The following is a 22370-nucleotide window of genomic DNA, read 5'->3' on the forward strand; positions in this document are numbered from 1 at the left end:
CTCCCCGGCGAAGGCGGGAGCCGGTGCGGTCAGCCCACGCAGCGGCGCCAGAAGGCCGCGAGCGCCTCCGCGGTCCCCTCCGGGTCCTCCGTGGCGGTCATGTGGCCGGCGGCGGGAATGAGGACCAGTTCGGCATCGCCGTCGTGCGCCTGCATCGCGTGCACCATCGCCTCGGCATCCTCCTGGGTGGCGAGCGCGTCCTCCGTGCCACGCACCACCAGGCCCGGGACCGTCAGGTCCTCCAGCACGTGCATCCGGTCCGGGCGGGCCGCCATCGCGCGCTGCGCCCAGACGATCCCGGGCACGGGTGCCGCCGCGAGCATCTCCCGGTGCCGCGCCACCAGATCCGGGTCGAGCTCGCGGGTGGTCTCCCCGAGCAGCTTCTCCACCATGTCCGCCACCACGGCGCTGCCCGCCCCCGGCGCCTCGGCGGCGATCCGCAGGCGGTTCTCGCGCGCCGCCTCGGGGTCGGCGCTCGCCTTGGTGTCCAGCAGCGCGAGCCCCGCCAGCCGCGAGGAGTGGCGCTGCGCCGTCGCCAGGGCGATGTACCCGCCCATGGACAGGCCGGCCAGCACGGCCCGGTCGATGCCGAGGTCGTCCAGGGTGGCCACCACGGCGTCGGCGGCGTCCTCCAGGCAGGGTTCGCCCTCGGGCACCTCGGAGAAGCCGAAGCCGGGTGCGTCCAGCGCGATCGTGGGGATCCCCTCCTCACCGAGGAGGTCCACCACCTCGTCCCACATCGAGGAGTCGAACGGGAATCCGTGCAGGAGCACGAGCGGGTACATGGTGCCTCCGGGGTCGGGGTCGTGGATCAGGACTCGGCGGATTCCAGCGGCCCGTCCCACTGCCAGGCCAGGGGCAGGGCGTCCGGGTTGACGACGGCGACGATCTGCTCCAGCACCCAGCGCACCGCGCTCTCCCCCACCCACAGGTGCTTCATGCCCTCCCCGGCGATGAGGGTGGCCTGCGGGATACGTGCGAAGCGCTCACGTGCCTCGTCGGGGCGCAGGAAGTCGTCCAGTTCCGGCACGAGGATCGTCACGGGCTTGCCGAACTGCGCCCAGGCGTCCAGATCCGCGTCGCTCGCGCGGTGCAGGGGCGGGGAGAGCAGGATCGCCCCCTCGATGCTCGGGTCCGCGCCGTGCTTGAGGATGAGTTCGGTCCCGAAGGACCACCCCACCAGCCACCGCCGGGGAAGGTCGTGGAACTCCCCGTACTCCAGCAGCGCGGCCACGTCGAAACGTTCGGCCTCTCCGCCGTCGAACGCCCCCTCGCTGGTGCCGCGAGGGGAGGAGGTGCCGCGGGTGTTGAACCGCACCACGGCGAGGTCTGCGAGCGCCGGCAGCCGCCACGCGGCCTTGCGGAAGACGTGGGAGTCCATGAAGCCGCCGTGGGTCGGCAGCGGGTGCAGCGTCAGGAGGGTTGCCGCCGGCACGCTCGCGGCCGGTCGGGCGACCTCGCCCACCAGTGTGAGCCCGTCGGCGGTGTGGAGCTCGATGTCCTCGCGGTCGGCGGGCAGGACGCTCAGGGGACCAATGTCGGTAGCCATCGCTCCCACCTTATGGGGCGTGGACATCGTGCCGGAACGCTCGCGGGGGCGTGAAACCTGGCAGTCTGAACGCATGACCCCCGATGACCTCGCGGAACACCCGGTCCCGACCACGTGGTCCGGCCACCGCGCCTATGCCTCGCGGGCCCTGGTGCGCCCGGACTCGCTGGAGAGCCTGCGCGCCCTGGTCCGGACCGGGCAGCGGCTGCGGGCGCTCGGGAGTCGGCACAGCTTCAACGACCTCGTGGACTCCCCGGGGTTGCTGGTGGACCTGCGCGAGCTCGCCACCGAGCCGGACCTGTACGTCACCGACGGCGGCGCGGCCGGGGTCGTGACCGTCAGCGGCGCGATGCGCTACGGCGCGCTCGCCGCCTGGCTGCACGAGCGCGGCTGGGCCCTCCCGGCCATGGCCTCGCTGCCACACATCTCCGTCGCCGGGGCGGTCGCCACCGGAACCCACGGCTCGGGCGACGAGGCCGGCTCCCTGGCCACCGCCGTCGTGGGCCTGGAACTGCTGGGTGCCGACGGCGAGGTGCACGCCCTGCGCATGGGCGAGGCCGACTTCCCGGGTGCCGTGGTCTCGCTCGGGGCGCTCGGCCTGGTGCTGCGCCTCGACCTGGCGGTCGAACCGCGATACGACGTGGCCACCACCGTGCTCGAGGACGTCCCGTTCGCGGGCGTGCTGGGCGAGGTGGAGACGGTGTGGGCCAGCGCCACGTCCGTCAGCGCCTTCACGCGGTGGGACGGGACGTGCGCCCTGTGGCGCAAGCAACGCACCGACCGCATCGTGCCGGACGCCACGCTCGGTGTGGTCACGGCGCTCGGCGGTCGCCCGGCCGACACTCCGCGGCACCCGCTGCCCGACGGCGACCCGCAGGCCTGCACACCGCAACTCGGCGAGGCCGGTCCGTGGCACGAGCGCCTGCCGCACTTCCGCCAGGAGGTCACCCCCTCGGCCGGGGCGGAGTTGCAGAGCGAGTACCTGCTCCCGCGGGAGCGTGCCGCGGAGGCGATCGAGGCCGCGGCCGGGGTCATGGCGCGGCACCGCGAGACGATCCTCATCAGCGAGATCCGCTCCGTCGCGAGCGATGACCTGTGGCTGTCCGGGAGCTACGGACGGGCCACCATCGGTCTGCACACCACGTGGCGCCAGGACGTGGCGGCGGTGCGGGAGGCGAGCCTGGAGATCGAGGCGGCGCTCGCGCCGTTCGAGGCCAGGCCGCACTGGGGCAAGCTCTTCGAACGCGCGGACCTCGCGGCTCTCTACCCGCGGTGGGAGGACGCCCGGGCCCTCCTGGCGCGCTACGACCCCGCGGGGCAGTTCACCTCGCCGCTGCTGGAGCGCGTCGGCCTGCGCTGAGCCCGCCCCCACCCTTCGCGAGGCAGTTCTGCAGGCACCGCGAGGCGGTTCTGCAGGTCTGCAGGTCTGCAGGTCTACAGCCCCGCGGCGGTCGCGGTGGTCTCGAGCGCGAAGTCCAGCCACGCCCCGGTGTCCGCGAACGTCTCGCGCCCGAACTGCTCGAACAACTCGCTGGTGATCAGCGCGATCACCAGGGTCCAGCCGAGCACGGTATCGGCGACCACCCTCTCGTCCCCGTCCAGCCCGACGGCGCGGGAGGCCTCGCGCAGTCCGCTCGCCAGGCCCGGGGGGACCTCGATCCCGGCGGTCAGGACGGTGCGCTGCTCGCCCCGCACCGAGGCGTCGGCGACGATGTGGGCCAACCGGATCATCACGCGGGTGCCGGCATCGGTGGTGCGCTCCGGCGGGGCCGCGTAGCCGGGTACGGGAGAGCCGTACAGCAGCGTCCAGGCCGCGGGGCGCCGTCGTGCCCACGCCGCGACCGCGCGGACGACGGCGAGCCACCGCAGGCGGGGGGAGGCCTCGCCGTCCTGCGCCAACAGGCCCGCCTCGGCGGCGCCGGCCGCGTCCGCCAGGTCCGTGTAGCCCTCGATGATGAGGTCGGTGAGCAGCTCCTCCCGGCTCGGGACGTACCGGTAGATCGCCGAGGAGACGATCCCGACCTCCCGGGCGATCGCGCGCAGGGAGAGCGCGGCGGCGCCCTGTTCCTCCAGGTGCCGCCAGGCGATGGCGCGGATCTCCTGCTCGGTGCGGGCCCGGGCTCGTTCACGCGGCGTCATCCCGACATCGTGTCACATCCGCGGGCGACGCTACCAAAAGAGAGCGGTGCTCTTGCTTTGTGGCGCGATCGGCGTCACACTGAGAGAGCACTGCTCACTCACGCGACTGGAGATCACCATGTCCCGCACCGTCGTCCTGGGCTACGGCCCCGTCGGTTCCACCGTCACCGACCAGCTGCTCGCCGCCGGCGAGGCGGTCCGCGTCGTCACCCGCTCGGGGTCCGGCCCCGCGGGCGCCGAGCGGGTGCGAGCCGACCTCATGGATGCCGAGGCCACCGCGCGGGCCATCGGTGACGCGCCGCGCATCGTCCTGGCCGTGCACGCCCCCTACCGCGCCGCGGCGTGGGCACGCACCCTGCCGGTGATGGAGGCGAGCGTCCTCACCCACGCGGCGCGCACCGGCGCCACCGTGGTCACGGCGGAGAGCCTGTACGCCTTCGACGGCGGACCCTCACCCGTCACCGAGTCCAGCCGCCCGCAGCCGGCCAGCCGCAAGGGGGCCGTGCGCCGCGACCTGCTCGCGCAGCGCGCCGCCAGCGGCGCACGCGTGCGCTCCCTGGTGTGCGGCGACTTCTACGGTCCGCGCGTGCACAGCTCCCACGCCGGCGACTTCCTCGTGAAGCCGATCCTGCAGGGCAAGCCGGTCCGCGCCGTCGTGCCCATCGATCAGCCCCACGCCTTCACCCACATGAGCGATCTCGCCCGCGCCCTCGTGGCCGCGTCCGAGGTGGACGGCGAGGGCCACGAGCTCCTCATCACCCCGAACGCCGGTCCGATCTCGCTGCGCGATCTCGGGCGGGTGACGGCGCAGGCCGCCGGGCTCGGCGAACCGCGGTTCGCGCCCGTGCCGGCCCCCGTGCTGCGGGCCCTCGCGCCGTTCGTGCCGATTGTGCGGGAGATCCGCGACGTCGCCCACCAGTTCGCGCAGCCGTTCGTGGTCTCCGGGCAGGCGAGCGAGCACCGGCTCGGGCTCACGGCGACGCCGTGGCAGGCGGCCGCCGCCGAGACGGTGGCCTGGTGGCGCGAGGCCGACGCGCACGCAACGCAGCCTGCGGCCGGGTGACCTCAGTGGCGGCCCGCCCGGGCGACCTCCCACACGGGTTCGTCACTGGCCGAGACCCGCCCCTCGCCGTCGAACACGAGGAAGCGGTCCAACCCGCGGGCGAAGTAGCGATCGTGGGTGACCGCCACCACGGTCCCCTCGAACGCCTCCAGCGCCTGCTCCAGGGACTCCACGGAGGCCAGGTCGAGGTTGTCGGTGGGCTCGTCCAGGAGCAGCAGGGTGGCGCCCGAGAGTTCCAGGAGGAGGATCTGCATCCGCGCCTGCTGACCGCCCGAGAGCGTCTGGAAGGTCTGCTCGGCACTGCGCGCCAGCCCGTAGCGGTCCAGCGCGCGGGAGGCCTGCTCCCGGGGCATCCCGGGCCGGTGCGCATCGCCCCGGTGCAGGATCTCCAGCAGCGTGCGCCCGTGCAGGGTGGGGTGGTCGTGCGTCTGGGCGAACCAGCCCGGGCGCACCCGGGAGCCCAGACGGGCGACGCCCGTGGCGCGCACGGGCTCGGGGATCACCTCGCCCACCGGCTGGTGCTCGATGTCCGGGTCGGTGCCACCGGCGGCCAGCAGCCGTAGGAAATGGGACTTTCCGGTGCCGTTGGCGCCGAGCACCCCGATCCGCTCACCGAACCAGATCTCCTCGCTGAACGGCTGCGCGAGGCCGGTGAGGCCCAGGTCCTCCACGATCACGGCGCGCCGCGCCGTGCGACCGCCCCGCAGCCGCATCGTGACCTGCTGCTCGACGGAGACCTCCTCGGGCGGGCCCGCCTGCTCGAACTTCGCCAGCCGGGTCTGCGCCGCGTGGTAGCGGGCCGCGAGGCCGTCGTTGTAGGCGGCCTTCACCTTGTACATCTGCACGAGGGCCACGAGCTTGGCATGCTCCTCATCCCATCGCCGACGGCGCTCCTCGAGCTTGGCGTTGCGCTCCACCCGGGCCTGGGCGTAGGTGCCGAAACCGCCGGGGTGCACCCACAGCCGGGCGCCGGCCGCACCCGGCTCGAGGGTCGCCACGCGGGTGGCCACCCGTTCGAGCAGCTCGCGGTCGTGGCTGACGAGCAGCACGGTCTTGCCGCTGGCCACCAGCGCCTCCTCGAGCCACCGCTTGCCCGGCACGTCGAGATAGTTGTCGGGCTCGTCCAGCAGGAGGACCTCGTCACTGCCCCGCAGCAGGGCCTCCAGGACCAGGCGCTTCTGCTCGCCGCCCGAGAGCGTGGCGACCCGGCGGTAGGCGGCGCGTTCGAAGCTCAGGGCGAGCGACGCCGTCGTGCACATGTCCCAGACCGTCTCCTGCTCATATCCCCCGGCCTCACCCCAGTCGGCCAGCGCCTGGGCGTAGGCGAGTTGGGCGGGCTCGTCGTCGCGGGTGAGCATGGCCTCCTCCGCCGCATCCACCGCACGGCCGGTCACCCGGATGCGTTCGGGGGCGACGCCGAGCAGCAGGTCACGCACGGTGGTCTCATCGCGGACCGAGCCGATGAACTGCCGCATGACGCCGAGGCCACCGCTGCGCACCACGGCGCCCTCATCGGGGGCGAGGTCACCCGCGGCGATGCGCAGCAGAGTGGTCTTGCCGGTGCCGTTGGGCCCGACGAGCGCCATCCGGTGGCCCTCACCCACGCGCAGGGACACCCCGCCCAGCAGTGGACGGCCGTCCGGCAGTGCGAGCGCGATGTCGGAGAGATCGAGGTGACCCATGTGCTCAGGGTGCCCGACGCCGTCGGCCCCCGTCACCCCGATAAGGCCACCGAGGCGGGCGCGCCCGCCCGTTAGCCTGGCAGGGTGGCCAAGCGATCCCGCAAGCGCGACTACGGCGCCCAGCACCGTGAACTCGACGTCGACGCCCTGACCCGCGGGTGGACGCGCGGGGAGACGACGTCCGACGGGCACGCGTGGAACGTGCGCAGCGTCGGCGGGAGCGAGAAGCCCTACCGTTGCCCGGGCTGCGACCAGATGATCGTCGCGGGAACTCCCCACATGGTGGTGTGGCCGGCCGATCACCTGCTCGGGGACGCGGCCGGCCTGGAGGACCGGCGGCACTGGCACACCTCGTGCTGGCGCTCGGGACGGCGCCCCACCCGGCGGCGCTAGTGCCGGACCCTCGCGCTCAGAACAGGCGCGAGGTGGGGTCGTCCACGCCGCGCATGGCGTCGTAGTCCAGCACCAGGCAGTCGATCCCACGGTCGGCGGCCAGGGTGCGCGCCTGCGGCGCGATGGTCTGGGCGGCCAGGACGCCGCGCACGGGCGCCAGCAACGGGTCCCGGTTCAGCAGTTCCAGGTACCGCGTCAACTGCTCCACGGCGTCGATCGTGGCGCGCCGCTTGATCTCCACCGCCACGTGCCGCTCGCCGTCGTGCTCCACCTGCAGGTCAGCGGGGGTGCGCACCATGAGGTCCACCGGGCCGATCGCCGTGGGGTACTCGCGCCGCACGAGCGTGTGGCCCTCCCCCAGCAGCGTCACCTGCTCCGCGAGCAGTTTCTGCAGGTGCGCCTCCACGCCGTCCTTCACCAGGCCGGGGTCCACACCGAGCTCGTGGCTGGTGTCCTGCTCCACCTCGAACAGGGTCACCACCAACGTGTCATCGGACTTGGTCGCGCTGACCGTCCAGACCTGCGTGGCACCGGCCGCGCGCTGCGCCTCGTCCGGCTCGCAGACCTTCAGGGTGGCGGGCGGACTCATCCAGTTCAGCGGCTTGTAGGAGCCGCCGTCGGAGTGCACGAGCACGCTGCCGTCCGCCTTGACCATCAGGACGCGCGGTGCCCGCGGCAGGTGGGCGGTCAACCGCCCGGTGTAGTCCACGGCGCACGTGGCGACGACGATCCTCATACCATCCGTTCTCGTGGGGGCGCGGACTCCAACCAGGAGGCCAGGCCCGCGTAGGAACCGGCGCGCATCGCCAGTTCGATCCGTGCGCCGCCGATCGTGCACGTCACCTCGACGATCGCATCCGGATCACCAGGGCGTCCGCCGGCGCGGTACGTGCGCTCCAGCACCGTGATCGAGTCCCGCATCCAGGTCGCGTGCGCCCGTGGCCGCAGGGAAAGGGTGCGGTACCACTCCACCGCATCGGCCCCGAACACCGCCACCCCGGAGATCCAGCCCTTCGGGCTGTTGCGCGCGCACTCGAAGGAGTGATAGCGCAGCGCGAGCACACGCAGGCGCCACAGCAGCAGTCCGAGCGCAACCAGGACCAGTGCGAGGGCGATCAGCCCGATCAGCACTGGTCCCGGCACGGCCTCAGCCCAATCCGCCGACGATCACCGTCACGACGTTGTCGTCGAAGGACAGGAAGCCGCTGGTGACCGGGAACTCCTTGTGCTCCTCGCCGGCGTGCACCCGCACGGTCCCGGGGCGCAGCTGCGCCAGCACGGACTCGTGGCCGGGCAGCAGGCCCATGTCCCCGTCCATCGCCGGCGCTGACACGGAGTCCGCCTTCCCGGACCACAGGGTGCGGTCCGGGGCGACGACGTCAACCGTCAGGGCGCTCATCGAAGCTCCGACTGGATCCTGGCCCAGTTGCGCTCCAGGTCCTCCAGGCCACCGATGTTGAAGAACGCCTGCTCGGGCAGGTGGTCGTACTCACCGTCGGCGATCTTCTCGAACGCCTCGATGGTCTCGGCCAACGGCACCGTGGAGCCCTCGACGCCGGTGAACTTCTGCGCCATGTAGGTGTTCTGGGAGAGGAACTGCTCGATGCGGCGCGCACGCGCCACGGTGACCTTGTCCTCCTCGGAGAGCTCGTCGACACCGAGGATCGCGATGATGTCCTGCAGTTCCTTGTTCTTCTGCAGGATCGACTTCACGCGGGTGGCGACCTTGTAGTGCCGCTCCCCCACGAACTGCGGGTCCAGGATGCGGCTGGAGGAGGCCAGCGGGTCCACCGCCGGGTACAGACCACGCGAGGCGATCTCACGGGAGAGCTCCGTGGTGGCGTCCAGGTGCGCGAAGGTGGTGGCCGGCGCCGGGTCGGTGTAGTCGTCGGCGGGCACGTAGATCGCCTGCAGCGAGGTGATGGAGTGACCACGCGTGGAGGTGATCCGCTCCTGGAGCTGACCCATCTCGTCGGCCAGGTTCGGCTGGTAGCCCACCGCGGAGGGCATGCGGCCCAGCAGCGTGGAGACCTCCGAACCGGCCTGCGTGAAGCGGAAGATGTTGTCGATGAACAGCAGCACGTCCTGCTTCTGCACGTCGCGGAAGTACTCCGCCATCGTCAGCGCGGACAGGGCCACGCGAAGACGCGTGCCCGGCGGCTCGTCCATCTGGCCGAAGACCAGCGCGGTCTTGTCGAAGACGCCGGCCTCCTCCATCTCCACGATCAGGTCGTTGCCCTCACGGGTGCGCTCACCCACGCCGGCGAACACCGACACACCGCCGTGGTCCTGCGCCACGCGCTGGATCATCTCCTGGATCAGCACGGTCTTACCCACACCGGCACCACCGAAGAGACCGATCTTCCCGCCCTGCACGTACGGGGTGAGGAGATCGATGACCTTGATGCCGGTCTCGAACATCGTGGTCTTGGACTCGAGCTGGTCGAAGGCCGGCGCCTTGCGGTGGATGCCCCAGCGCTCGGTGACCTCCAGCGAGGAGGCGTCCACGTTCAGTGGCTCGCCGAGTACGTTGAACACGTGACCCTTGGTCACATCTCCGACCGGCACGGTGATCGGGCCGCCGGTGTCACGCACCGTGGCGCCGCGCACGAGTCCATCGGTCGGCTTCAGTGCGATGGCGCGCACCAGGTTGTCACCCAGGTGCTGCTCGACCTCGAGGGTCAGCACCTGCTCGGGGGCCTCCCCCTCGCCCTGACCGGTCATGTCGATGGTCGTGGTGAGTGCGTTGTAGATCTCCGGGAGCACACCGGAGGCGAACTCGATGTCGACGACCGGGCCGATGACCCGGGCGATGCGGCCCGTCCCGGCGCCCACGGTCTCGGGGGCAGCAGCTTCAGCAGTCATGGTTGTCCTTGTCGTTGTGGCACTAGCCCGCCAGGGCGTCGGCACCCGAGACGATCTCGCTGATCTCCTGGGTGATCTCCGCCTGACGCGCCGAGTTGGCAAGTCGGGTGTAGTTACGAATGAGGTCCTCGGCGTTGTCCACCGCGGTGTGCATGGCCTGCTGGCGCGAGGCCAACTCGGAGGCCGCGGACTGGTGCAGCGCCGTCAGGATCCTGGCGAGGATGTACTGCGGCAACAGCGAGTCCAGGACGTCCTCCGGGGAGGGCTCGAACTCGTACAGCGGCAGCGGCTCCTCGCCCTTGGGTGCCACGCCGTCGACCACTTCCAGCGGAAGCACCCGCACCACTCGTGGCTCCTGGGAGACCATCGAGAGGAACCGGGTGTAGACGATGTGGATCTCCGAGACCCCCGCCTCACCAGGCGTGGTGAACGCCTCCAGCAGCGTGGTGGCGATCTCCTCGGCCATCTCCAGGTCCGGGGCATCCGACTTCCCCGCCCAGGTCTTGGCCAACTCGCGCTTGCGGAAGGAGAAGTACCCGATCCCGCGGCGTCCCGCCACGTACATCGTCGGCTTCTTGCCCTGCTCGACCAGCCGCTCCGTCAGGCGCTCCGCCTCGCGCAGCACGGAGGCGTTGAAGGACCCCGCCATCCCGCGGTCGGCGGTCAGCACGAGCACCGCCACCCGGTTGGAATCGGTCCGCTCGGTGATCAGCGGGTGGTCCAGCGAGGCGTGGGTCGCCGCCGCCGAGACCGCCCGGGTGATCGCCTGGGAGAACGGGGCCGCCGACTGGGCGCGGTCCCGGGCCTTGCCGATGCGGGAAGCTGCGATCAGCTCCATCGCCCGGAAGACCTTCTTGAGGGTCTGGGTGGAGCGGATGCGCTGCTTGTACACACGCTGCGCGCCGGCCATGCTCAGCCTCGCTTCTGCCGGACGATCGTCTCCTGCTCGACCTCGAGCTCAGCCTCGGGCTCGGAGTCCTCGGTGGAGACAAGGCCGCCGTCGCCGGTGGTGAACATTCCGAGGAACTCCTCCACGACCCGCTTCATCTCGCCCTGCACCTCATCGGACAGCTTCCCGCCCGAGGCGATGGTGCCGAGGATGTCGGAGTTACGACGGGCGTGGTCGAGGAGCTCGCGCTCGAAGCGCAGCACATCGGAGACCTCGAGCCTGTCCAGGAAACCGTTGGTGCCGGCCCAGATCGAAAGCACCTGCTCCTCCACCGGGTAGGGGGAGTACTGCGGCTGCTTGAGCAACTCGGTCAGCCGCGCGCCGCGGTCGAGCTGCGCGCGGGTGGCCGGGTCCAGGTCGGAGGCGAACATCGCGAAGGCCGCCAATGAGCGGTACTGCGCAAGCGTCAGCTTCAGCGTTCCCGAGACCTGCTTCATCGCCTTGACCTGCGCGTCACCACCGACTCGGGAGACGGAGATACCGACGTCGACGGCGGGGCGCTGGTCGGCGTTGAACAGGTCCGACTGCAGGAAGATCTGGCCGTCGGTGATGGAGATGACGTTGGTCGGGATGTACGCCGAGACGTCGTTCGCCTTGGTCTCGATGACCGGCAGACCCGTCATCGACCCGGCGCCGAGCTCGTCGGACAACTTCGCGCAACGCTCCAGCAGGCGGGAGTGCAGGTAGAACACGTCACCGGGGTAGGCCTCGCGGCCCGGCGGGCGACGCAGCAGCAGGGACACGGCGCGGTAGGCCTCCGCCTGCTTGGACAGGTCATCGAAGATGATCAGGACGTGCTTGCCCTCGTACATCCAGTGCTGGCCGATGGCCGACCCGGTGTAGGGGGCCAGGTACTTGAAGCCCGCGGGGTCGGAGGCGGGAGCGGCCACGATCGTGGTGTACTCCAGCGCGCCGGCCTCCTCCAGGGCACCGCGCACGGAGGCGATGGTGGACCCCTTCTGCCCGATCGCCACGTAGATGCAGCGCACCTGCTTGGTCGGGTCGCCGGAGTCCCAGTTGGCCTTCTGGTTCAGGATCGTGTCGATCGCAATAGCCGTCTTCCCGGTCTTGCGGTCGCCGATGATCAGCTGACGCTGACCGCGCCCGATCGGGATCATCGAGTCGATCGCCTTGATGCCGGTCTGCAGCGGCTCGTGCACCGACTTACGCATCATCACACCGGGAGCCTGCAGTTCCAGCGCACGGCGTCCGGTGGTCTCGATCTCGCCGAGTCCGTCCACCGGGGCACCCAGCGGGTCCACCACGCGGCCGAGGTAACCGTCACCCACGGGCACGGAGAGCACCTCGCCGGTGCGGCGCACCTCCTGGCCCTCCTGGATCCCGGTGAACTCACCGAGCACCACCACGCCGATGTGGCGCACGTCCAGGTTCTGCGCGAGGCCGAGGGTGCCGTCCTCGAACGTCAACAGCTCGTTCGCCATCACACCCGGCAGACCCTCGACCTCGGCGATGCCGTCGGCGGCCAGCGTGACGCGACCGACCTCTTCGCGGACATCGGCGCTGGGCGTGTAGGAGCTGACGAACGTATCGAGCGCGGCCTTGATCTCCTCGGGCCGGATCGTAAGTTCAGCCATCGGTTCCTTCTCTCGTCTTCTCTCACCCGCGCGGGGTGAGGTGGTCTGCTGGGGGTGAGGTGCTCTCAGCCGGCGATGCGGCGGCGCGCCTCGGACAACTTGGACAGCACGGTGGCGTCGAGGACCTCGGCCCCCACCTGGATGCGCAGGCCGCCGAGCACCTCGGGGTCGAGCCCGACGTTCAGCTGCACCGGTGCGCCGTACATGCGCTCGAGGGCTGCCGCCAGGCGGTGACGCTGCATCAGGGTGAGCGGCGTGGCCGCCGTGACCACCGCCACCAGGCGCCGGCGGCGCGTGGCAGCGAGGTCACCGATGTGCGACAGGCGTGCGGTGACCGACCGGGTGCGCAGTGCGCCGACCGTCCGCTCCAGGAGCAGTTCGGCCTGCGGCGCCAACTGCGCTGCGAAGACCTCGCGCGCCAGGGCGACACGCCGCTCGGCGCTCGCGTCCAGCGAGCCGAGGGACACCCGCAGTTCCCGGCTGCCGGTCAGGACACGACCGACGCGGAAGAGTTGCTCCTCCACCTCGAGAAGCGCCTGCTCGGACCCGGTCGAGGCCAGCACGGCCACGGTCCCGAGCTCCTCGAGGGAGTCGGCGAGATCGCGGTCACCGGACCACCGGGACCGGACCATGCCCTCCACGAGGTCGACGACCTCGGGTGAGAACGACGGCGACAGGAGCCGACGCGCGAGGTCGGCCTTGTCCTGCTCCGTCCGGGTGGGGTCGGTGAGCGCGCGACGCAGCGAGCCGGAGGAGTCCAGCGCGTCGACCACGGCGAACAACTGCTCGCCGTAGCCGCGTGCGTGCTCCCCCGCCTCGGTGAGCACCGGTTCGAACCGCTCGCTCGCCGCGGCCAGGGATGCCTCGCTGGTCGCGCGCATCACGCCTCCGTCTCGTGGCCGGCGCGGGCGCCGGCGTTCTCGCTGCTCTCGAGCTCCTCGAGGAAGCGGTCGACCACCCGCGACTGGCGGGCATCGTCGGCCAGTGACTCACCCACGATGCGCGAGGCGAGGTCGGTGGCCAGGGAGCCGATGTCGCTGCGCAGCGAGACCACGGCCGCCTGACGCTCGGCGTCGATCTGACGCTGGGCGCTCTCGACGATGCGCGCGGCCTCCTCGGAGGCCTTGGCCTTGCCGGCGTTCACGATCTCGTTGCTCTCGACCGTCGCGGCCTCGCGGATGCGTGCCGCCTCCTGACGCGCCTGGAGAAGTTCCTTCTCCTGCTCGGACTTGGCGGCGTCGGCCTCGGCCTGCACCTTGGCCGCGTGCTCCAGTCCGCCCTCGATCTTGGCCGCACGCTCGTCGAGCAGTGCGGTCATCTTCGGCATCAGGTACTTGAAGAAGAAGAACGCGATGACGGCGGTGACGACGAGCGACCAAATGATGTCGTAGTCGGCCGGGAGGAAGACGTCGATGCCGGACGGCGCCTCCGTGTCCTCCGCGGCCATCACCATGGCCGTCGTCATCAGAACAGGAAGCCTGCGACCAGGCCGAGCAGCGCGAGCACCTCGACGAAGGCGACACCGATGAACATGTTGGTACGCAGGGTGTTGGCGACCTCGGGCTGGCGGGCCATGCCCTCCAGGGCCTTACCGATCAGGATGCCGAGGCCGATGCCCGGGCCGAGGGTCGCGAGGCCGTAACCGATGGTGGCGATGTTGCCTTCGAGCGCGGCGAGGATTTCCATGAATCGTCCTTCCTGTGGCGGCGGGTTCCTTACCCGTCGTCTGGGTGGTCTGGGTGGTGCGGGAGTGAAGACTGCGGTGGCGCGCTAGGCGGGCCGGGTCCTGGCGGGGCTCAGTGCTCCTCCTCCAGGGACATCTGGATGTACACGGCGGCGAGCAGCGTGAAGATGAACGCCTGCAGGAAGCCCACGAAGATCTCGAACAACGTGATCCCGAGGCCACCCACGAAGGTCAGGGCGCCGGTCAACTTGATCAGTCCGCCGCCTTCGAACAGCAGGAACTGCGTGGCCGCGAAGCACAGCACCAGCATGAGGTGCCCGGCCATCATGTTGGCCAGGAGTCGCAGCGCCAGCGTGAGCGGCCGCAGGATGAAGACCTGCAGGAACTCGATCGGCGTGATCAGGAGGTACATCACCGGCGGCACCCCCGAGGGGAACAGGCTCGCCTTGAGGTAGCCCACGCCGTGGCGCTTGAGGCCGACCACCAGGTAGGTGATGTAGACCCAGATGGCCAGCACCACCGGGAGGCCCACCACCGAGGTGCCCGCGATGTTCAGGAACGGGACCACGCCGGCCAGGTTCATCGCCAGGATCAGGAAGAACAGGGTGGTGAGCATCGGCAGGAAGCGCCGTCCCTCCACCTTGCCGAGGACCGACTCGGCGATCTGGACGCGCACGAAGTCGAGCATCAGCTCCACCACGCTCTGCGCGCGGGTCGGGACCAGCTTGGCGTGCCGGGTGGCGAGCCACAGCCACAGCAGCAGCAGGATCGTGACGACGACCCGTACCAGCATGATCCGGTTGAACTCGAAGGGTGTCCCTTCGAAGAAGATCGCCGGGGGGAAGAACTCACCGATCCCCGGTACATGGAATCCGGAGTCGGCAGTCTCGGCCATGAGGGTTCCAGCCACGTTCAATGCTCTCCCCGTGTCATCTGGTCGGCGCAGGGCGCAGCAGCGGCGTCATGGCAGGCATGCAGACGCTGGTGCAGAAGGTCTGAGGTCACCCTACCCGATACCTTGCACGCCGCACGCATCGAGACGCCCGCGGACGGTACCTCACGAGTCCTCACTCGCCCTCGGCGCTTCCCTGCGGGCCCTGCGCCTTCGGGACGTCCTGCGTCACCGGGATCCGCGCCCCACGGACCACCTGCATCTCGATCACCAGGGAGGCGAGCACGATCACCATCATCGTGGCCACGAACACGTACCGGTTGTAGAAGGTGAAGTTCGCCAGGACCGCGAGCAGCGCGATGATGACCGCCATCTTGGCCAACCACCCACCGAGCACCGCGATCGCGAGGAACTGCGGGGACCGGCCCTCGGAGACCAGCATCGTCACCACGGTCGTCAGGCAGAAGAACACCCCGATGGCTCCGCCGAGCAGTGCCCCCCAGAGCCCGGCCGTACCGTCGACCAGGAGGCCGAGGATCACCGCCAGGAGCGTGGTGACAGCCGTGGTGAGGGCGATGAGGGTGAGCATGCGGCGCAGCGCGCCGCGCAGCGTGGTGGGCGGCGCGGAGCCGGACGCCGAGGAGGTCGAGTTCACGGGCCCACTCTCCCACGCCGCACCTGGATCGGGACCACGGTCAGCACCACCCCGATCGCCACCACCACGCCGAGCGCGATCGCCACGGTGGTGATCGGCAGGAAGGCCAGTGCCACGGCGCCGAAGCTGAAGATCGCCGTCCAGCCGTACAGGATCAGGACCGCGCGGCGATGGGAGTGACCCCGCGCCAGCAGCCGGTGGTGCAGATGCTGCCCATCGGCCGCGAACGGCGAGCGGCCGGCGGCCAGCCGCCGGACGACGGCCAGGAGGAGGTCGATGAGCGGCACCAGCACCACGGCCACGGGCAGCAGGATCGGCAGGAAGGCCGGGAAGGCCTGCGAGGCCGTCGCGCCCGGGTCGATGTTCCCCGTGACCACGATGGAGGCGGCGGCCATGGTCAGCCCGAGGAACATCGCCCCGGAGTCCCCCATGAAGATCGAGGCCCGGTGGAAGTTGTAGGGCAGGAAGCCCAGGCAACTGCCGACCACTGCCGCGACCACCAGGGTGGCGAGGTCGGCGTAGTCGGTGGCGCTCTGGCGGGTGAGCAGGTAGGTGTACACGAACATCGCGGTGCCGCCGATAGCGATCATCCCCGCCGCCAGGCCGTCCAGCCCGTCCACGAAGTTCACGGCGTTGATCGCCACCAGCACCACGAGCACCGTGAGCGCGAGTGACATCCCGGAGGACAGGATCGTCAGGCCGAACAGGGGGATCGTGACCATCTGGACGCCCTGCCACACCATGATCCCGGCGGCCAGCGTCTGCCCGACGAGCTTGGTGAACCAGTCCAGGTCGAACACGTCGTCCGCCGCCCCCAGGAGCGCCACGAACACCGCGGCCCCCAGGATCGCCCAGGCCTGGTGGGAAGAGGTGAAGACGCCGCCGAGGAAGTCGGTCCGGGAGGCCACGAGGAGGGCGACGGCGAAGCCGAGCACCATGCCGAGGCCACCCAGGCGGGGCGTGGGTTCGGTGTGGACATCACGATCACGCAGCGGGGTGACGGCGTTGACGCGCCTGGCCAGGGCCCGCACCAGCGGTATCACCAGGAGGGTGACAGCGGCGGCCAGGGCCATCAGCAGGAGGTAGACCCTCACCCGCCGTCGCCCTCGCGGGTTCCCCCATCGGGCTGCGCGACGGGCTCCGGCTCCGGCTGGGGCTCCCCCGCGACCTGCGGGTCCTGATCGGTGGGTGTCACGCCGTCACCGGCCTCACCCTCCCCCTGCGGCACGGCGGCCGGCACGAGATGAGCCACCGCCTGGGCCACCTGCTCCTCGGTGATGCCACCCGCGCGCAGGATCCGGTACCCGGTGGTGGTGACATCCACGATGGTGGAGGCCACGCCACCCGGCGAGGTCCCGTCGTCGAGGTAGAGCCCGACGCGGGCACCGAGTTGTTCCCGCGCACCCTGAGCGGTCGTCGCCGCGGGCAGTCCGGTCCGGTTCGCCGAGGACACCGCGAGAGGACCCGTGGTCCCCAGGAGCTCCAACGTCACCTCGTTGTCGGGCATGCGCAGCGCCACGGTCCCGCGCGTCTCGCCCAGGTCCCACACCAGGGACGGCTGTGCGCGCACGATCAGGGTCAACGCACCCGGCCAGAATGCCTCGGCGAGCGCTCGGGCGACGTCGGTCACTTCGGTGCCGAGCACGTCCAGCATCGCCACGGATCCCACGAGGACCGGGGGCGGCATCTGACGCCCGCGTCCCTTGGCCGCGAGCAGCGCACGCACCGAGTCGGGGTCGAAGGCGTCGGCCGCGATGCCGTAGACGGTGTCCGTCGGGAGCACCACCAGCCCACCCTCACGCAGCGCCCGGGATGCCTGCTCGAGGCTCGCCGAGCGCTCGTGCGGCGTACAGGGGAGAATCGTCACGGCCACGATCCTGCCACGGGCCTGGCACCCTGGTGGCGTGACGCCCCGTATCCACCGCGCTCTGGCACGCAGCGCTTTCGGCCTGAGCCTTGTGGCCATGGCCTGGACGCTCTACGCCCCGGCCGTGCCCGGACCCGCGATCGCCTTCCGTGCCGACCTGGTGGTGCACGCCGCGGTCTTCGCGCTGAGCACGGTGACGGGGCTGGCCTGCGCTCTGCGCCCCGGGAGGCTCGCCGTAGCGCTGGCGGCGAACGCTGTGATCAGCGAGGTGGTCCAGCACATCTGGCTGCCCGGCCGTTCGGGGGACCCGGTCGATGTGGCCGCGGATCTCGTCGGCATCGGGCTGGGTCTGGTGGCCGGGTGGTGGTTGAGCGGGCGCGGATGGGTCAATTCCGGCGAGCGATCAGCGCCCGGGGTCGAGCGGTGAGGTCGTCGATGGTGCGGACCTGGGTGAATCCGGCCCGCGCCAGGTCGCGAGTCGCCTCGGCCTGGACCTCGGCATGCTCCATCACCAGGACTCCCCCCGGCCGTAGCAGCCGATGGGCGGCCTGCACGACGGCGCGTGGCAGCGCGAGGCCGTCCGCTCCCCCGCCGTAGAGGGCCAGATCGGGATCGTGATCCCGGACCTCGATCTCGGTGGGCACCGCATCCGGTGGGATGTATGGCGGGTTGGAGACCACCACGTCGACCGCACCCGCCAGGTCCGCCAGGAGCGCGGGAGATCGCACGTCCCCCTGCTGCACCGTGACGCGGTGTCCCGTGCGCACAGCGTTCTGACGGGTGAGATCGACGGCGTCAAAGGAGGCGTCCACGGCGGTGACGCGCGCACCCTCCACCTCGCTGGCCACCGACAGTGCGAGCGGACCCGCACCGCAGCACAGGTCCACCACCACTGGGGCCGGGCGTCCGGAACGGACCACCTCGCGCGCGGCGTCGATCGCCGCCTGCGCCACCACCTCGGTCTCCGGCCGCGGGACGAAGACGCCCGGCCGCACGGTGAGGGTGAGGTAGCGGAAACCCGTCTCCCCCACGATGTGCTGCAGCGGTTCACGCCGGCGGCGTCGCTCCACGAGGGCGGCGTACCGCGGGGGGAACCCGGGGTCGGGAACGGCGAGCAGGAGCGCGCTCGGGCCGGGGAGGCCGAGGGCGTGCACCGCCAGGGCGCGCGCGTCGTGTGCCGCGGCCGGCACCCCGGCCTCGGCGAGCAGACGCGTGGCCCCGGTGAGGTACTCCCGCAGCGGCAGCACCGCGGGTGTGGCCGCGCCCGTCGCCGAGTCGAAAACGGGACCAGCGGGGGGTTCGGGGTCGGCACCGGCCGCTGAGCGGCTCACGGGCGTCACGCTCCGGTCGCGGCGGCCAGGCGTGCGGCCTCGTCCATCTCCACGGCGGAGGCGATGACGGGGCCGAGGTCGCCGTCCAGCACCGCGTCCAGGTTGTAGGCCTTGAAGCCGGTGCGGTGGTCCGCGATCCGGTTCTCGGGGAAGTTGTAGGTACGGATGCGCTCGGACCGGTCCACGGTGCGCACCTGGGACCTGCGCGCCTCGCTGGCGGCCGCGGCAGCCTCCTCCTGCCGAGCGGCAAGCAGGCGGGCGCGCAGCACGCGCATGGCGGCTTCCTTGTTCTGCAACTGGGACTTCTCGTTCTGCATCGACACGACGATCCCGGTCGGCAGGTGGGTGATCCGCACGGCTGAGTCGGTGGTGTTCACGCTCTGCCCGCCAGGACCCGAGGACCGGTAGACGTCGATCCGCAGGTCGCCGGTGGCGATCTCCACCTCGCCCTCGTCGTCGGCCTCCGGCAGCACGAGAACGCCTGCGGCGGAGGTGTGGATCCGGCCCTGGGACTCCGTGACGGGCACGCGCTGGACCCGGTGCACCCCGCCCTCGTACTTCAGGTGCGCCCAGACACCGTCCTGCGGCTCCCCCGCGGAACGCGCCTTCACCGCGAGCTGCACGTCCTTGTAGCCCCCGAGGGCGGAGTCGGTGGACTCCAGCACCTGGGTCGACCAGCCCTGGCGTTCGGCGTACCGCAGGTACATCCGCAGCAGGTCGCCGGCGAACAGCGCCGATTCCTCCCCGCCTTCGCCCGCTTTGATCTCCAGGATCACGTCGCGGCCGTCGTCGGGATCCCGCGGGAGGAGCACCTCTCGCAGGTGGTCCGCCGCCGCGGTCTCCGCCTCCCGCAGACTCTCGAGTTCCGCGGCGAACTCCGGGTCCTCGGCGGCCAGTTCGGCGGCGGCAGCGGCGTCGTCGGCCGCCTCACGCCACGCGCGATGGGCGCGAACCACACGGCCCAGCTCGGCGTAGCGCCGCCCCACCCGCCGGGCGCGCCCGGCGTCGGAGTGCAGCGCCGGATCGGCGAGGTCGCGCTCGAGCTGGGCGTATTCCTGCAGCAGTCCCTCGACCGCCCCGATCTCCTCGCTCACCGTGTGCTCTACCTTCTCGGGCGGCCGCGCGTGGCTGCCCGTTCTCGTGGGATCCGGGTCGATGATGCCGCCCGGGGCGCAACGACCGAGCGCCGGCACCCCTCGGGGTACCGGCGCTCGGTGAGGTCGCTAGTTCGCGGGCTTCTTGCCGTACCGCTTCTCGAACGCAGCGACGCGGCCGCCGGTGTCGAGGATCTTCTGCTTGCCCGTGTAGAACGGGTGGCAGGCGCTGCACACGTCGGCGCTGATGGCGCCGGACGTCGCGGTGCTGCGCGTGGTGAACGTGTTGCCGCAGGTGCAGGTGACCTCGGTCACGACGTACTCGGGGTGGATCCCGCTCTTCATGGTGTCCTCCTGTGTTGGGGTGCCGCCGGGTCGCTCGCCGGTGGGCGGGCGTGAACCGGTGACCAACGGTCTATTCTGCCAGACCTGTCAAGTTCGAACCTGTGCCGCGTGGACGTCCCGGCCCGCCACGCGATGAGCGGGCCGCGCCGACCGCGTCAGCCGACGAGTTCGTTCGCCTGGTCCGGCGCCTTCGGCGTCGTCTTCTGCACGGTCATGAGGAACTCGGCGTTGGTCTTCATCTCGCGCACCCGGCTGAGCAGGAGTTCCAGCGCCGGCTGCTGCTCGAGCGCACCCATCACCCGGCGCAGCTTCCAGATGATCTTGAGCTCCTCGCCCGCCACCAGGATCTCCTCGCGGCGGGTACCCGAGGCATTGACGTCGATGGCGGGGAAGATGCGCTTGTCGGCGAGCTGGCGCGACAGGCGCAGTTCCATGTTGCCCGTGCCCTTGAACTCCTCGAAGATCACCTCGTCCATCTTCGAGCCGGTCTCCACCAGCGCGGAGGCCAGGATCGTCAGGGAGCCGCCGTTCTCGATGTTGCGGGCCGCCCCGAAGAACTTCTTCGGCGGGTAGAGCGCCGAGGCGTCCACCCCACCGGACAGGATCCGGCCCGAGGCCGGCGCCGCAAGGTTGTAGGCACGAGAGAGCCGGGTCAGGGAGTCCAGCAGCACCACGACGTCCTGGCCCAGTTCCACCAGCCGCTTGGCGCGCTCGATGGCGAGCTCGGCCACGATGGTGTGGTCCGACGGCGGTCGGTCGAAGGTGGAGGCGATGACCTCGCCCTTGACGGTGCGCTCCCAGTCGGTGACCTCCTCGGGGCGCTCGTCCGCCAGGACGACCATGAGGTGGACCTCGGGGTTGTTGGTCGTGATGGCGTTCGCCAACTGCTGCATGACGATCGTCTTGCCCGCCTTCGGCGGCGCGACGATCAGACCGCGCTGACCCTTCCCGATCGGGGAGACCAGGTCGATGATCCGGGCCGTGACCGCCTGCGGCGCCGTCTCCAGACGCAGCCGCTGCTGCGGGTAGAGCGGGGTCAGCCGAGAGAAGTCGGGACGCTGCCTGGCGCGCTCCAGCGGGGCGCCGTTGACGGTGTCGATCCGCACGATGGCGTTGTACTTCTGCCGGTTGGTGTTACCGCCGGCGGGTTCGCCGTCCTTGGGCGCGCGCACCGCCCCGGTGATCGCGTCACCGCGGCGCAGGCCGTGCTTCTTGACCTGGCCGAGCGGGACGTAGACGTCATCCGGACCGGGCAGGTATCCACTGGTGCGGACGAAGGCGTAGTTGTCCAGCACGTCCAGCACCCCGGCCACGGAGACGAGGACGTCGTCGGGACCGACCTCACCGCCGTCCTCGACCATGGGCTCGTTGCCGCCCCGGCCGCCACGTCGCTTCCGGTCCCGATCACGGTGACGGTCTCGTCCCCGGCGACGGCGGGAGCCGCCCTCGTCGTCACGGTTGCGCTGCGAACCCTGACCGCCCTGGGAGCTGCCCTGACCGCCCTGGCCGCCCTGGCCGCTACCCTGACCACCCTGGCCGCCCTGGGAGCTGCCCTGACCACCCTGGCCGGCGTCTGCGTCACCTGATCGATCGGGGAGTTTGATGTCCTCCAGCGCGGGGCGGCGCCGCCCTTCGCCCTGGCCGGAACTGCGCTCCTGCGCGGCCGGCGCGGACTCGCCCTGGTGAGCGCCGCGGCGCTCGGAGCGGGGGGAGGAGTCCTCGTTGGAGGCTGCGTTCCCACCCGCCTCGCTCGCCTGGGCTCGCTCGGCGCGCGTGCGACGCGAGCCCGACTGACCGCGGTCCGTGGCGGCGGATTGTTCCGCGGCCACCGGCCGCTCGGAGGCCTGCGGCGCGGTCTCGGATGCCTGACCGGCGGCCTCGTTGCCGCTGGTGGCGGAGCGACGACGTGGAGCGCTGCCGCCGCGGGCCTCACGGATGGCCGTGACGAGGTCGCTCTTGCGCATCTTGCCGGTGCCTGAGATCCCCATCTCGCCCGCAAGCTTCTGCAGCTCCGCGAGGCGAAGGGTGGAGAGGGACCCGCCGCTTCGAGCAGCGGTGTCGGTAGTTTCGGTCACGAGGTTCCTTACTCCGTCGTGCACGCGCCACGATGGGCGCCGGATGTGAAGCGGTGAGATCCCCGGGGAGACCCCCAGCATTACTGCGCCCGGGGGAATCGCACCTGCGGTCGCATCGTCGAATGGAATGGCGTTGCAGTCACCACGGCAGCACTGGGGTGTCTTTGACGCGGTGCACGCTTCCGTCGAATG

25 protein-coding genes are annotated in these 22370 nt (G+C 71.1%); 4 read left to right on the top strand and 21 right to left on the bottom strand.

What is annotated here, in order from left to right:
* Positions 1-29: 29 nt before the first annotated feature.
* Positions 30-785, bottom strand: a complete 756-nt coding sequence (locus ATL40_RS09235; protein ID WP_098469287.1) for an alpha/beta fold hydrolase — start codon at positions 783-785, stop codon at positions 30-32.
* A gap of 26 nt (positions 786-811) precedes the next feature.
* A complete protein-coding gene (locus ATL40_RS09240) occupies positions 812-1549 on the bottom strand; it encodes an alpha/beta hydrolase (protein ID WP_245866927.1) in 738 nt (245 codons plus the stop codon).
* A 73-nt stretch (positions 1550-1622) separates the two neighbouring features.
* Here ATL40_RS09240 and ATL40_RS09245 point away from each other — a divergent pair, with 73 nt between their 5' ends.
* A complete protein-coding gene (locus tag ATL40_RS09245; protein ID WP_098469289.1) occupies positions 1623-2909 on the top strand; it encodes an FAD-binding protein in 1287 nt (428 codons plus the stop codon).
* Positions 2910-2983: 74 nt separating this feature from the next.
* On the opposite strand, the gene ATL40_RS09250 is transcribed toward ATL40_RS09245, so the two are convergent.
* A complete protein-coding gene (locus ATL40_RS09250; protein WP_098469290.1) occupies positions 2984-3688 on the bottom strand; it encodes a TetR/AcrR family transcriptional regulator in 705 nt (234 codons plus the stop codon).
* 118 nt (positions 3689-3806) lie between these two features.
* Here ATL40_RS09250 and ATL40_RS09255 point away from each other — a divergent pair, with 118 nt between their 5' ends.
* The gene (locus ATL40_RS09255) at positions 3807-4751 is read left to right on the top strand and encodes an NAD-dependent epimerase/dehydratase family protein (protein WP_169925927.1); all 945 of its coding nucleotides are present in this window, start codon (positions 3807-3809) and stop codon (positions 4749-4751) included.
* 2 nt (positions 4752-4753) lie between these two features.
* Here the strand turns inward: ATL40_RS09255 and ATL40_RS09260 are convergent, their stop codons facing one another.
* Entirely contained in the window at positions 4754-6433 is a 1680-nt protein-coding gene (locus ATL40_RS09260; RefSeq protein WP_098469291.1) for an ABC-F family ATP-binding cassette domain-containing protein, read from the bottom strand.
* Positions 6434-6517: 84 nt separating this feature from the next.
* On the opposite strand from ATL40_RS09260, the gene ATL40_RS09265 reads away from it, so the two are divergent.
* On the top strand, positions 6518-6826 hold the full coding sequence (locus ATL40_RS09265) for a hypothetical protein (protein WP_098469292.1): 309 nt from the start codon (positions 6518-6520) through the stop codon (positions 6824-6826).
* Positions 6827-6842: 16 nt separating this feature from the next.
* Here the strand turns inward: ATL40_RS09265 and nucS are convergent, their stop codons facing one another.
* From nucS to ATL40_RS09330, 13 genes are all read right to left on the bottom strand, one after another.
* On the bottom strand, positions 6843-7562 hold the full coding sequence (gene nucS / locus ATL40_RS09270; protein ID WP_098469293.1) for an endonuclease NucS: 720 nt from the start codon (positions 7560-7562) through the stop codon (positions 6843-6845).
* On the bottom strand, positions 7559-7969 hold the full coding sequence (locus ATL40_RS09275; RefSeq protein WP_098469294.1) for a DUF2550 family protein: 411 nt from the start codon (positions 7967-7969) through the stop codon (positions 7559-7561). The genes nucS and ATL40_RS09275 overlap by 4 nt, the downstream gene beginning before the upstream one ends.
* Positions 7970-7973: 4 nt before the next feature.
* Positions 7974-8225 carry a F0F1 ATP synthase subunit epsilon gene (locus tag ATL40_RS09280; RefSeq protein WP_098469295.1) on the bottom strand — a complete coding sequence of 84 codons (252 nt, stop codon included), beginning with the start codon at positions 8223-8225 and terminating at the stop codon, positions 7974-7976.
* Positions 8222-9691 carry a F0F1 ATP synthase subunit beta gene (gene atpD / locus ATL40_RS09285; protein ID WP_098469296.1) on the bottom strand — a complete coding sequence of 490 codons (1470 nt, stop codon included), beginning with the start codon at positions 9689-9691 and terminating at the stop codon, positions 8222-8224. Before atpD ends, ATL40_RS09280 begins: the two co-directional genes overlap by 4 nt.
* 22 nt (positions 9692-9713) lie before the next feature.
* Positions 9714-10601 (bottom strand): F0F1 ATP synthase subunit gamma, encoded by an 888-nt coding sequence (locus ATL40_RS09290; protein ID WP_098469297.1) that lies wholly within the window; start codon positions 10599-10601, stop codon positions 9714-9716.
* A 2-nt stretch (positions 10602-10603) separates the two neighbouring features.
* On the bottom strand, positions 10604-12235 hold the full coding sequence (gene atpA / locus ATL40_RS09295; protein ID WP_098469298.1) for a F0F1 ATP synthase subunit alpha: 1632 nt from the start codon (positions 12233-12235) through the stop codon (positions 10604-10606).
* Between the two features lie 65 nt (positions 12236-12300).
* Positions 12301-13116 (bottom strand): F0F1 ATP synthase subunit delta, encoded by an 816-nt coding sequence (locus ATL40_RS09300; RefSeq protein WP_098469299.1) that lies wholly within the window; start codon positions 13114-13116, stop codon positions 12301-12303.
* Positions 13116-13700 carry a F0F1 ATP synthase subunit B gene (locus ATL40_RS09305; RefSeq protein ID WP_098469300.1) on the bottom strand — a complete coding sequence of 195 codons (585 nt, stop codon included), beginning with the start codon at positions 13698-13700 and terminating at the stop codon, positions 13116-13118. The genes ATL40_RS09300 and ATL40_RS09305 overlap by 1 nt, the downstream gene beginning before the upstream one ends.
* Positions 13700-13921: an ATP synthase F0 subunit C gene (gene atpE / locus ATL40_RS09310; protein ID WP_098469301.1), complete on the bottom strand. Its 222-nt coding sequence runs from the start codon at positions 13919-13921 to the stop codon at positions 13700-13702. Before atpE ends, ATL40_RS09305 begins: the two co-directional genes overlap by 1 nt.
* A gap of 110 nt (positions 13922-14031) precedes the next feature.
* Positions 14032-14829, bottom strand: a complete 798-nt coding sequence (gene atpB / locus ATL40_RS09315; RefSeq protein WP_245866930.1) for a F0F1 ATP synthase subunit A — start codon at positions 14827-14829, stop codon at positions 14032-14034.
* A gap of 157 nt (positions 14830-14986) precedes the next feature.
* The gene (locus ATL40_RS09320) at positions 14987-15466 is read right to left on the bottom strand and encodes a Cg1360 family ATP-synthase-associated protein (protein WP_098469303.1); all 480 of its coding nucleotides are present in this window, start codon (positions 15464-15466) and stop codon (positions 14987-14989) included.
* Positions 15463-16560, bottom strand: a complete 1098-nt coding sequence (locus tag ATL40_RS09325; protein ID WP_098469304.1) for an MraY family glycosyltransferase — start codon at positions 16558-16560, stop codon at positions 15463-15465. The genes ATL40_RS09320 and ATL40_RS09325 overlap by 4 nt, the downstream gene beginning before the upstream one ends.
* A complete protein-coding gene (locus ATL40_RS09330; RefSeq protein WP_342747609.1) occupies positions 16557-17333 on the bottom strand; it encodes an L-threonylcarbamoyladenylate synthase in 777 nt (258 codons plus the stop codon). Before ATL40_RS09330 ends, ATL40_RS09325 begins: the two co-directional genes overlap by 4 nt.
* Positions 17334-17430: 97 nt before the next feature.
* On the opposite strand from ATL40_RS09330, the gene ATL40_RS09335 reads away from it, so the two are divergent.
* Positions 17431-17760: a VanZ family protein gene (locus ATL40_RS09335; RefSeq protein WP_098469306.1), complete on the top strand. Its 330-nt coding sequence runs from the start codon at positions 17431-17433 to the stop codon at positions 17758-17760.
* On the opposite strand, the gene prmC is transcribed toward ATL40_RS09335, so the two are convergent.
* The 4 genes from prmC to rho form a co-directional block, all read right to left on the bottom strand.
* On the bottom strand, positions 17720-18664 hold the full coding sequence (gene prmC / locus ATL40_RS09340) for a peptide chain release factor N(5)-glutamine methyltransferase (RefSeq protein ID WP_342747610.1): 945 nt from the start codon (positions 18662-18664) through the stop codon (positions 17720-17722). The two genes, ATL40_RS09335 and prmC, sit on opposite strands and share 41 nt — an antisense overlap.
* A 5-nt stretch (positions 18665-18669) precedes the next feature.
* Positions 18670-19758: a peptide chain release factor 1 gene (gene prfA, locus ATL40_RS09345; RefSeq protein WP_098469307.1), complete on the bottom strand. Its 1089-nt coding sequence runs from the start codon at positions 19756-19758 to the stop codon at positions 18670-18672.
* A 129-nt stretch (positions 19759-19887) separates the two neighbouring features.
* The gene (rpmE, locus tag ATL40_RS09350) at positions 19888-20103 is read right to left on the bottom strand and encodes a 50S ribosomal protein L31 (RefSeq protein WP_098469308.1); all 216 of its coding nucleotides are present in this window, start codon (positions 20101-20103) and stop codon (positions 19888-19890) included.
* A gap of 155 nt (positions 20104-20258) precedes the next feature.
* Entirely contained in the window at positions 20259-22178 is a 1920-nt protein-coding gene (rho, locus tag ATL40_RS09355) for a transcription termination factor Rho (RefSeq protein WP_098469309.1), read from the bottom strand.
* Positions 22179-22370: the final 192 nt, after the last annotated feature.

Origin of the sequence: Serinibacter salmoneus, from assembly GCF_002563925.1 — a bacterium.
In the GTDB taxonomy this organism is placed as follows: Bacteria; Actinomycetota; Actinomycetes; order Actinomycetales; family Beutenbergiaceae; genus Serinibacter; species Serinibacter salmoneus.

What these genes read in the sequence shown, in the direction of transcription:
- ATL40_RS09235 (WP_098469287.1), bottom strand. Translation starts at nt 785, where the DNA reads ATGTACCCGCTCGTGCTCCTGCACGGATTCCCGTTCGACTCCTCGATG.
- ATL40_RS09240 (WP_245866927.1), bottom strand. Translation starts at nt 1,549, where the DNA reads ATGGCTACCGACATTGGTCCCCTGAGCGTCCTGCCCGCCGACCGCGAG.
- ATL40_RS09245 (WP_098469289.1), top strand. Translation starts at nt 1,623, where the DNA reads ATGACCCCCGATGACCTCGCGGAACACCCGGTCCCGACCACGTGGTCC.
- ATL40_RS09250 (WP_098469290.1), bottom strand. Translation starts at nt 3,688, where the DNA reads ATGACGCCGCGTGAACGAGCCCGGGCCCGCACCGAGCAGGAGATCCGC.
- ATL40_RS09255 (WP_169925927.1), top strand. Translation starts at nt 3,807, where the DNA reads ATGTCCCGCACCGTCGTCCTGGGCTACGGCCCCGTCGGTTCCACCGTC.
- ATL40_RS09260 (WP_098469291.1), bottom strand. Translation starts at nt 6,433, where the DNA reads ATGGGTCACCTCGATCTCTCCGACATCGCGCTCGCACTGCCGGACGGC.
- nucS (WP_098469293.1), bottom strand. Translation starts at nt 7,562, where the DNA reads ATGAGGATCGTCGTCGCCACGTGCGCCGTGGACTACACCGGGCGGTTG.
- ATL40_RS09280 (WP_098469295.1), bottom strand. Translation starts at nt 8,225, where the DNA reads ATGAGCGCCCTGACGGTTGACGTCGTCGCCCCGGACCGCACCCTGTGG.
- atpD (WP_098469296.1), bottom strand. Translation starts at nt 9,691, where the DNA reads ATGACTGCTGAAGCTGCTGCCCCCGAGACCGTGGGCGCCGGGACGGGC.
- ATL40_RS09290 (WP_098469297.1), bottom strand. Translation starts at nt 10,601, where the DNA reads ATGGCCGGCGCGCAGCGTGTGTACAAGCAGCGCATCCGCTCCACCCAG.
- atpA (WP_098469298.1), bottom strand. Translation starts at nt 12,235, where the DNA reads ATGGCTGAACTTACGATCCGGCCCGAGGAGATCAAGGCCGCGCTCGAT.
- ATL40_RS09300 (WP_098469299.1), bottom strand. Translation starts at nt 13,116, where the DNA reads ATGCGCGCGACCAGCGAGGCATCCCTGGCCGCGGCGAGCGAGCGGTTC.
- ATL40_RS09305 (WP_098469300.1), bottom strand. Translation starts at nt 13,700, where the DNA reads ATGACGACGGCCATGGTGATGGCCGCGGAGGACACGGAGGCGCCGTCC.
- atpE (WP_098469301.1), bottom strand. Translation starts at nt 13,921, where the DNA reads ATGGAAATCCTCGCCGCGCTCGAAGGCAACATCGCCACCATCGGTTAC.
- ATL40_RS09335 (WP_098469306.1), top strand. Translation starts at nt 17,431, where the DNA reads ATGGCCTGGACGCTCTACGCCCCGGCCGTGCCCGGACCCGCGATCGCC.
- rpmE (WP_098469308.1), bottom strand. Translation starts at nt 20,103, where the DNA reads ATGAAGAGCGGGATCCACCCCGAGTACGTCGTGACCGAGGTCACCTGC.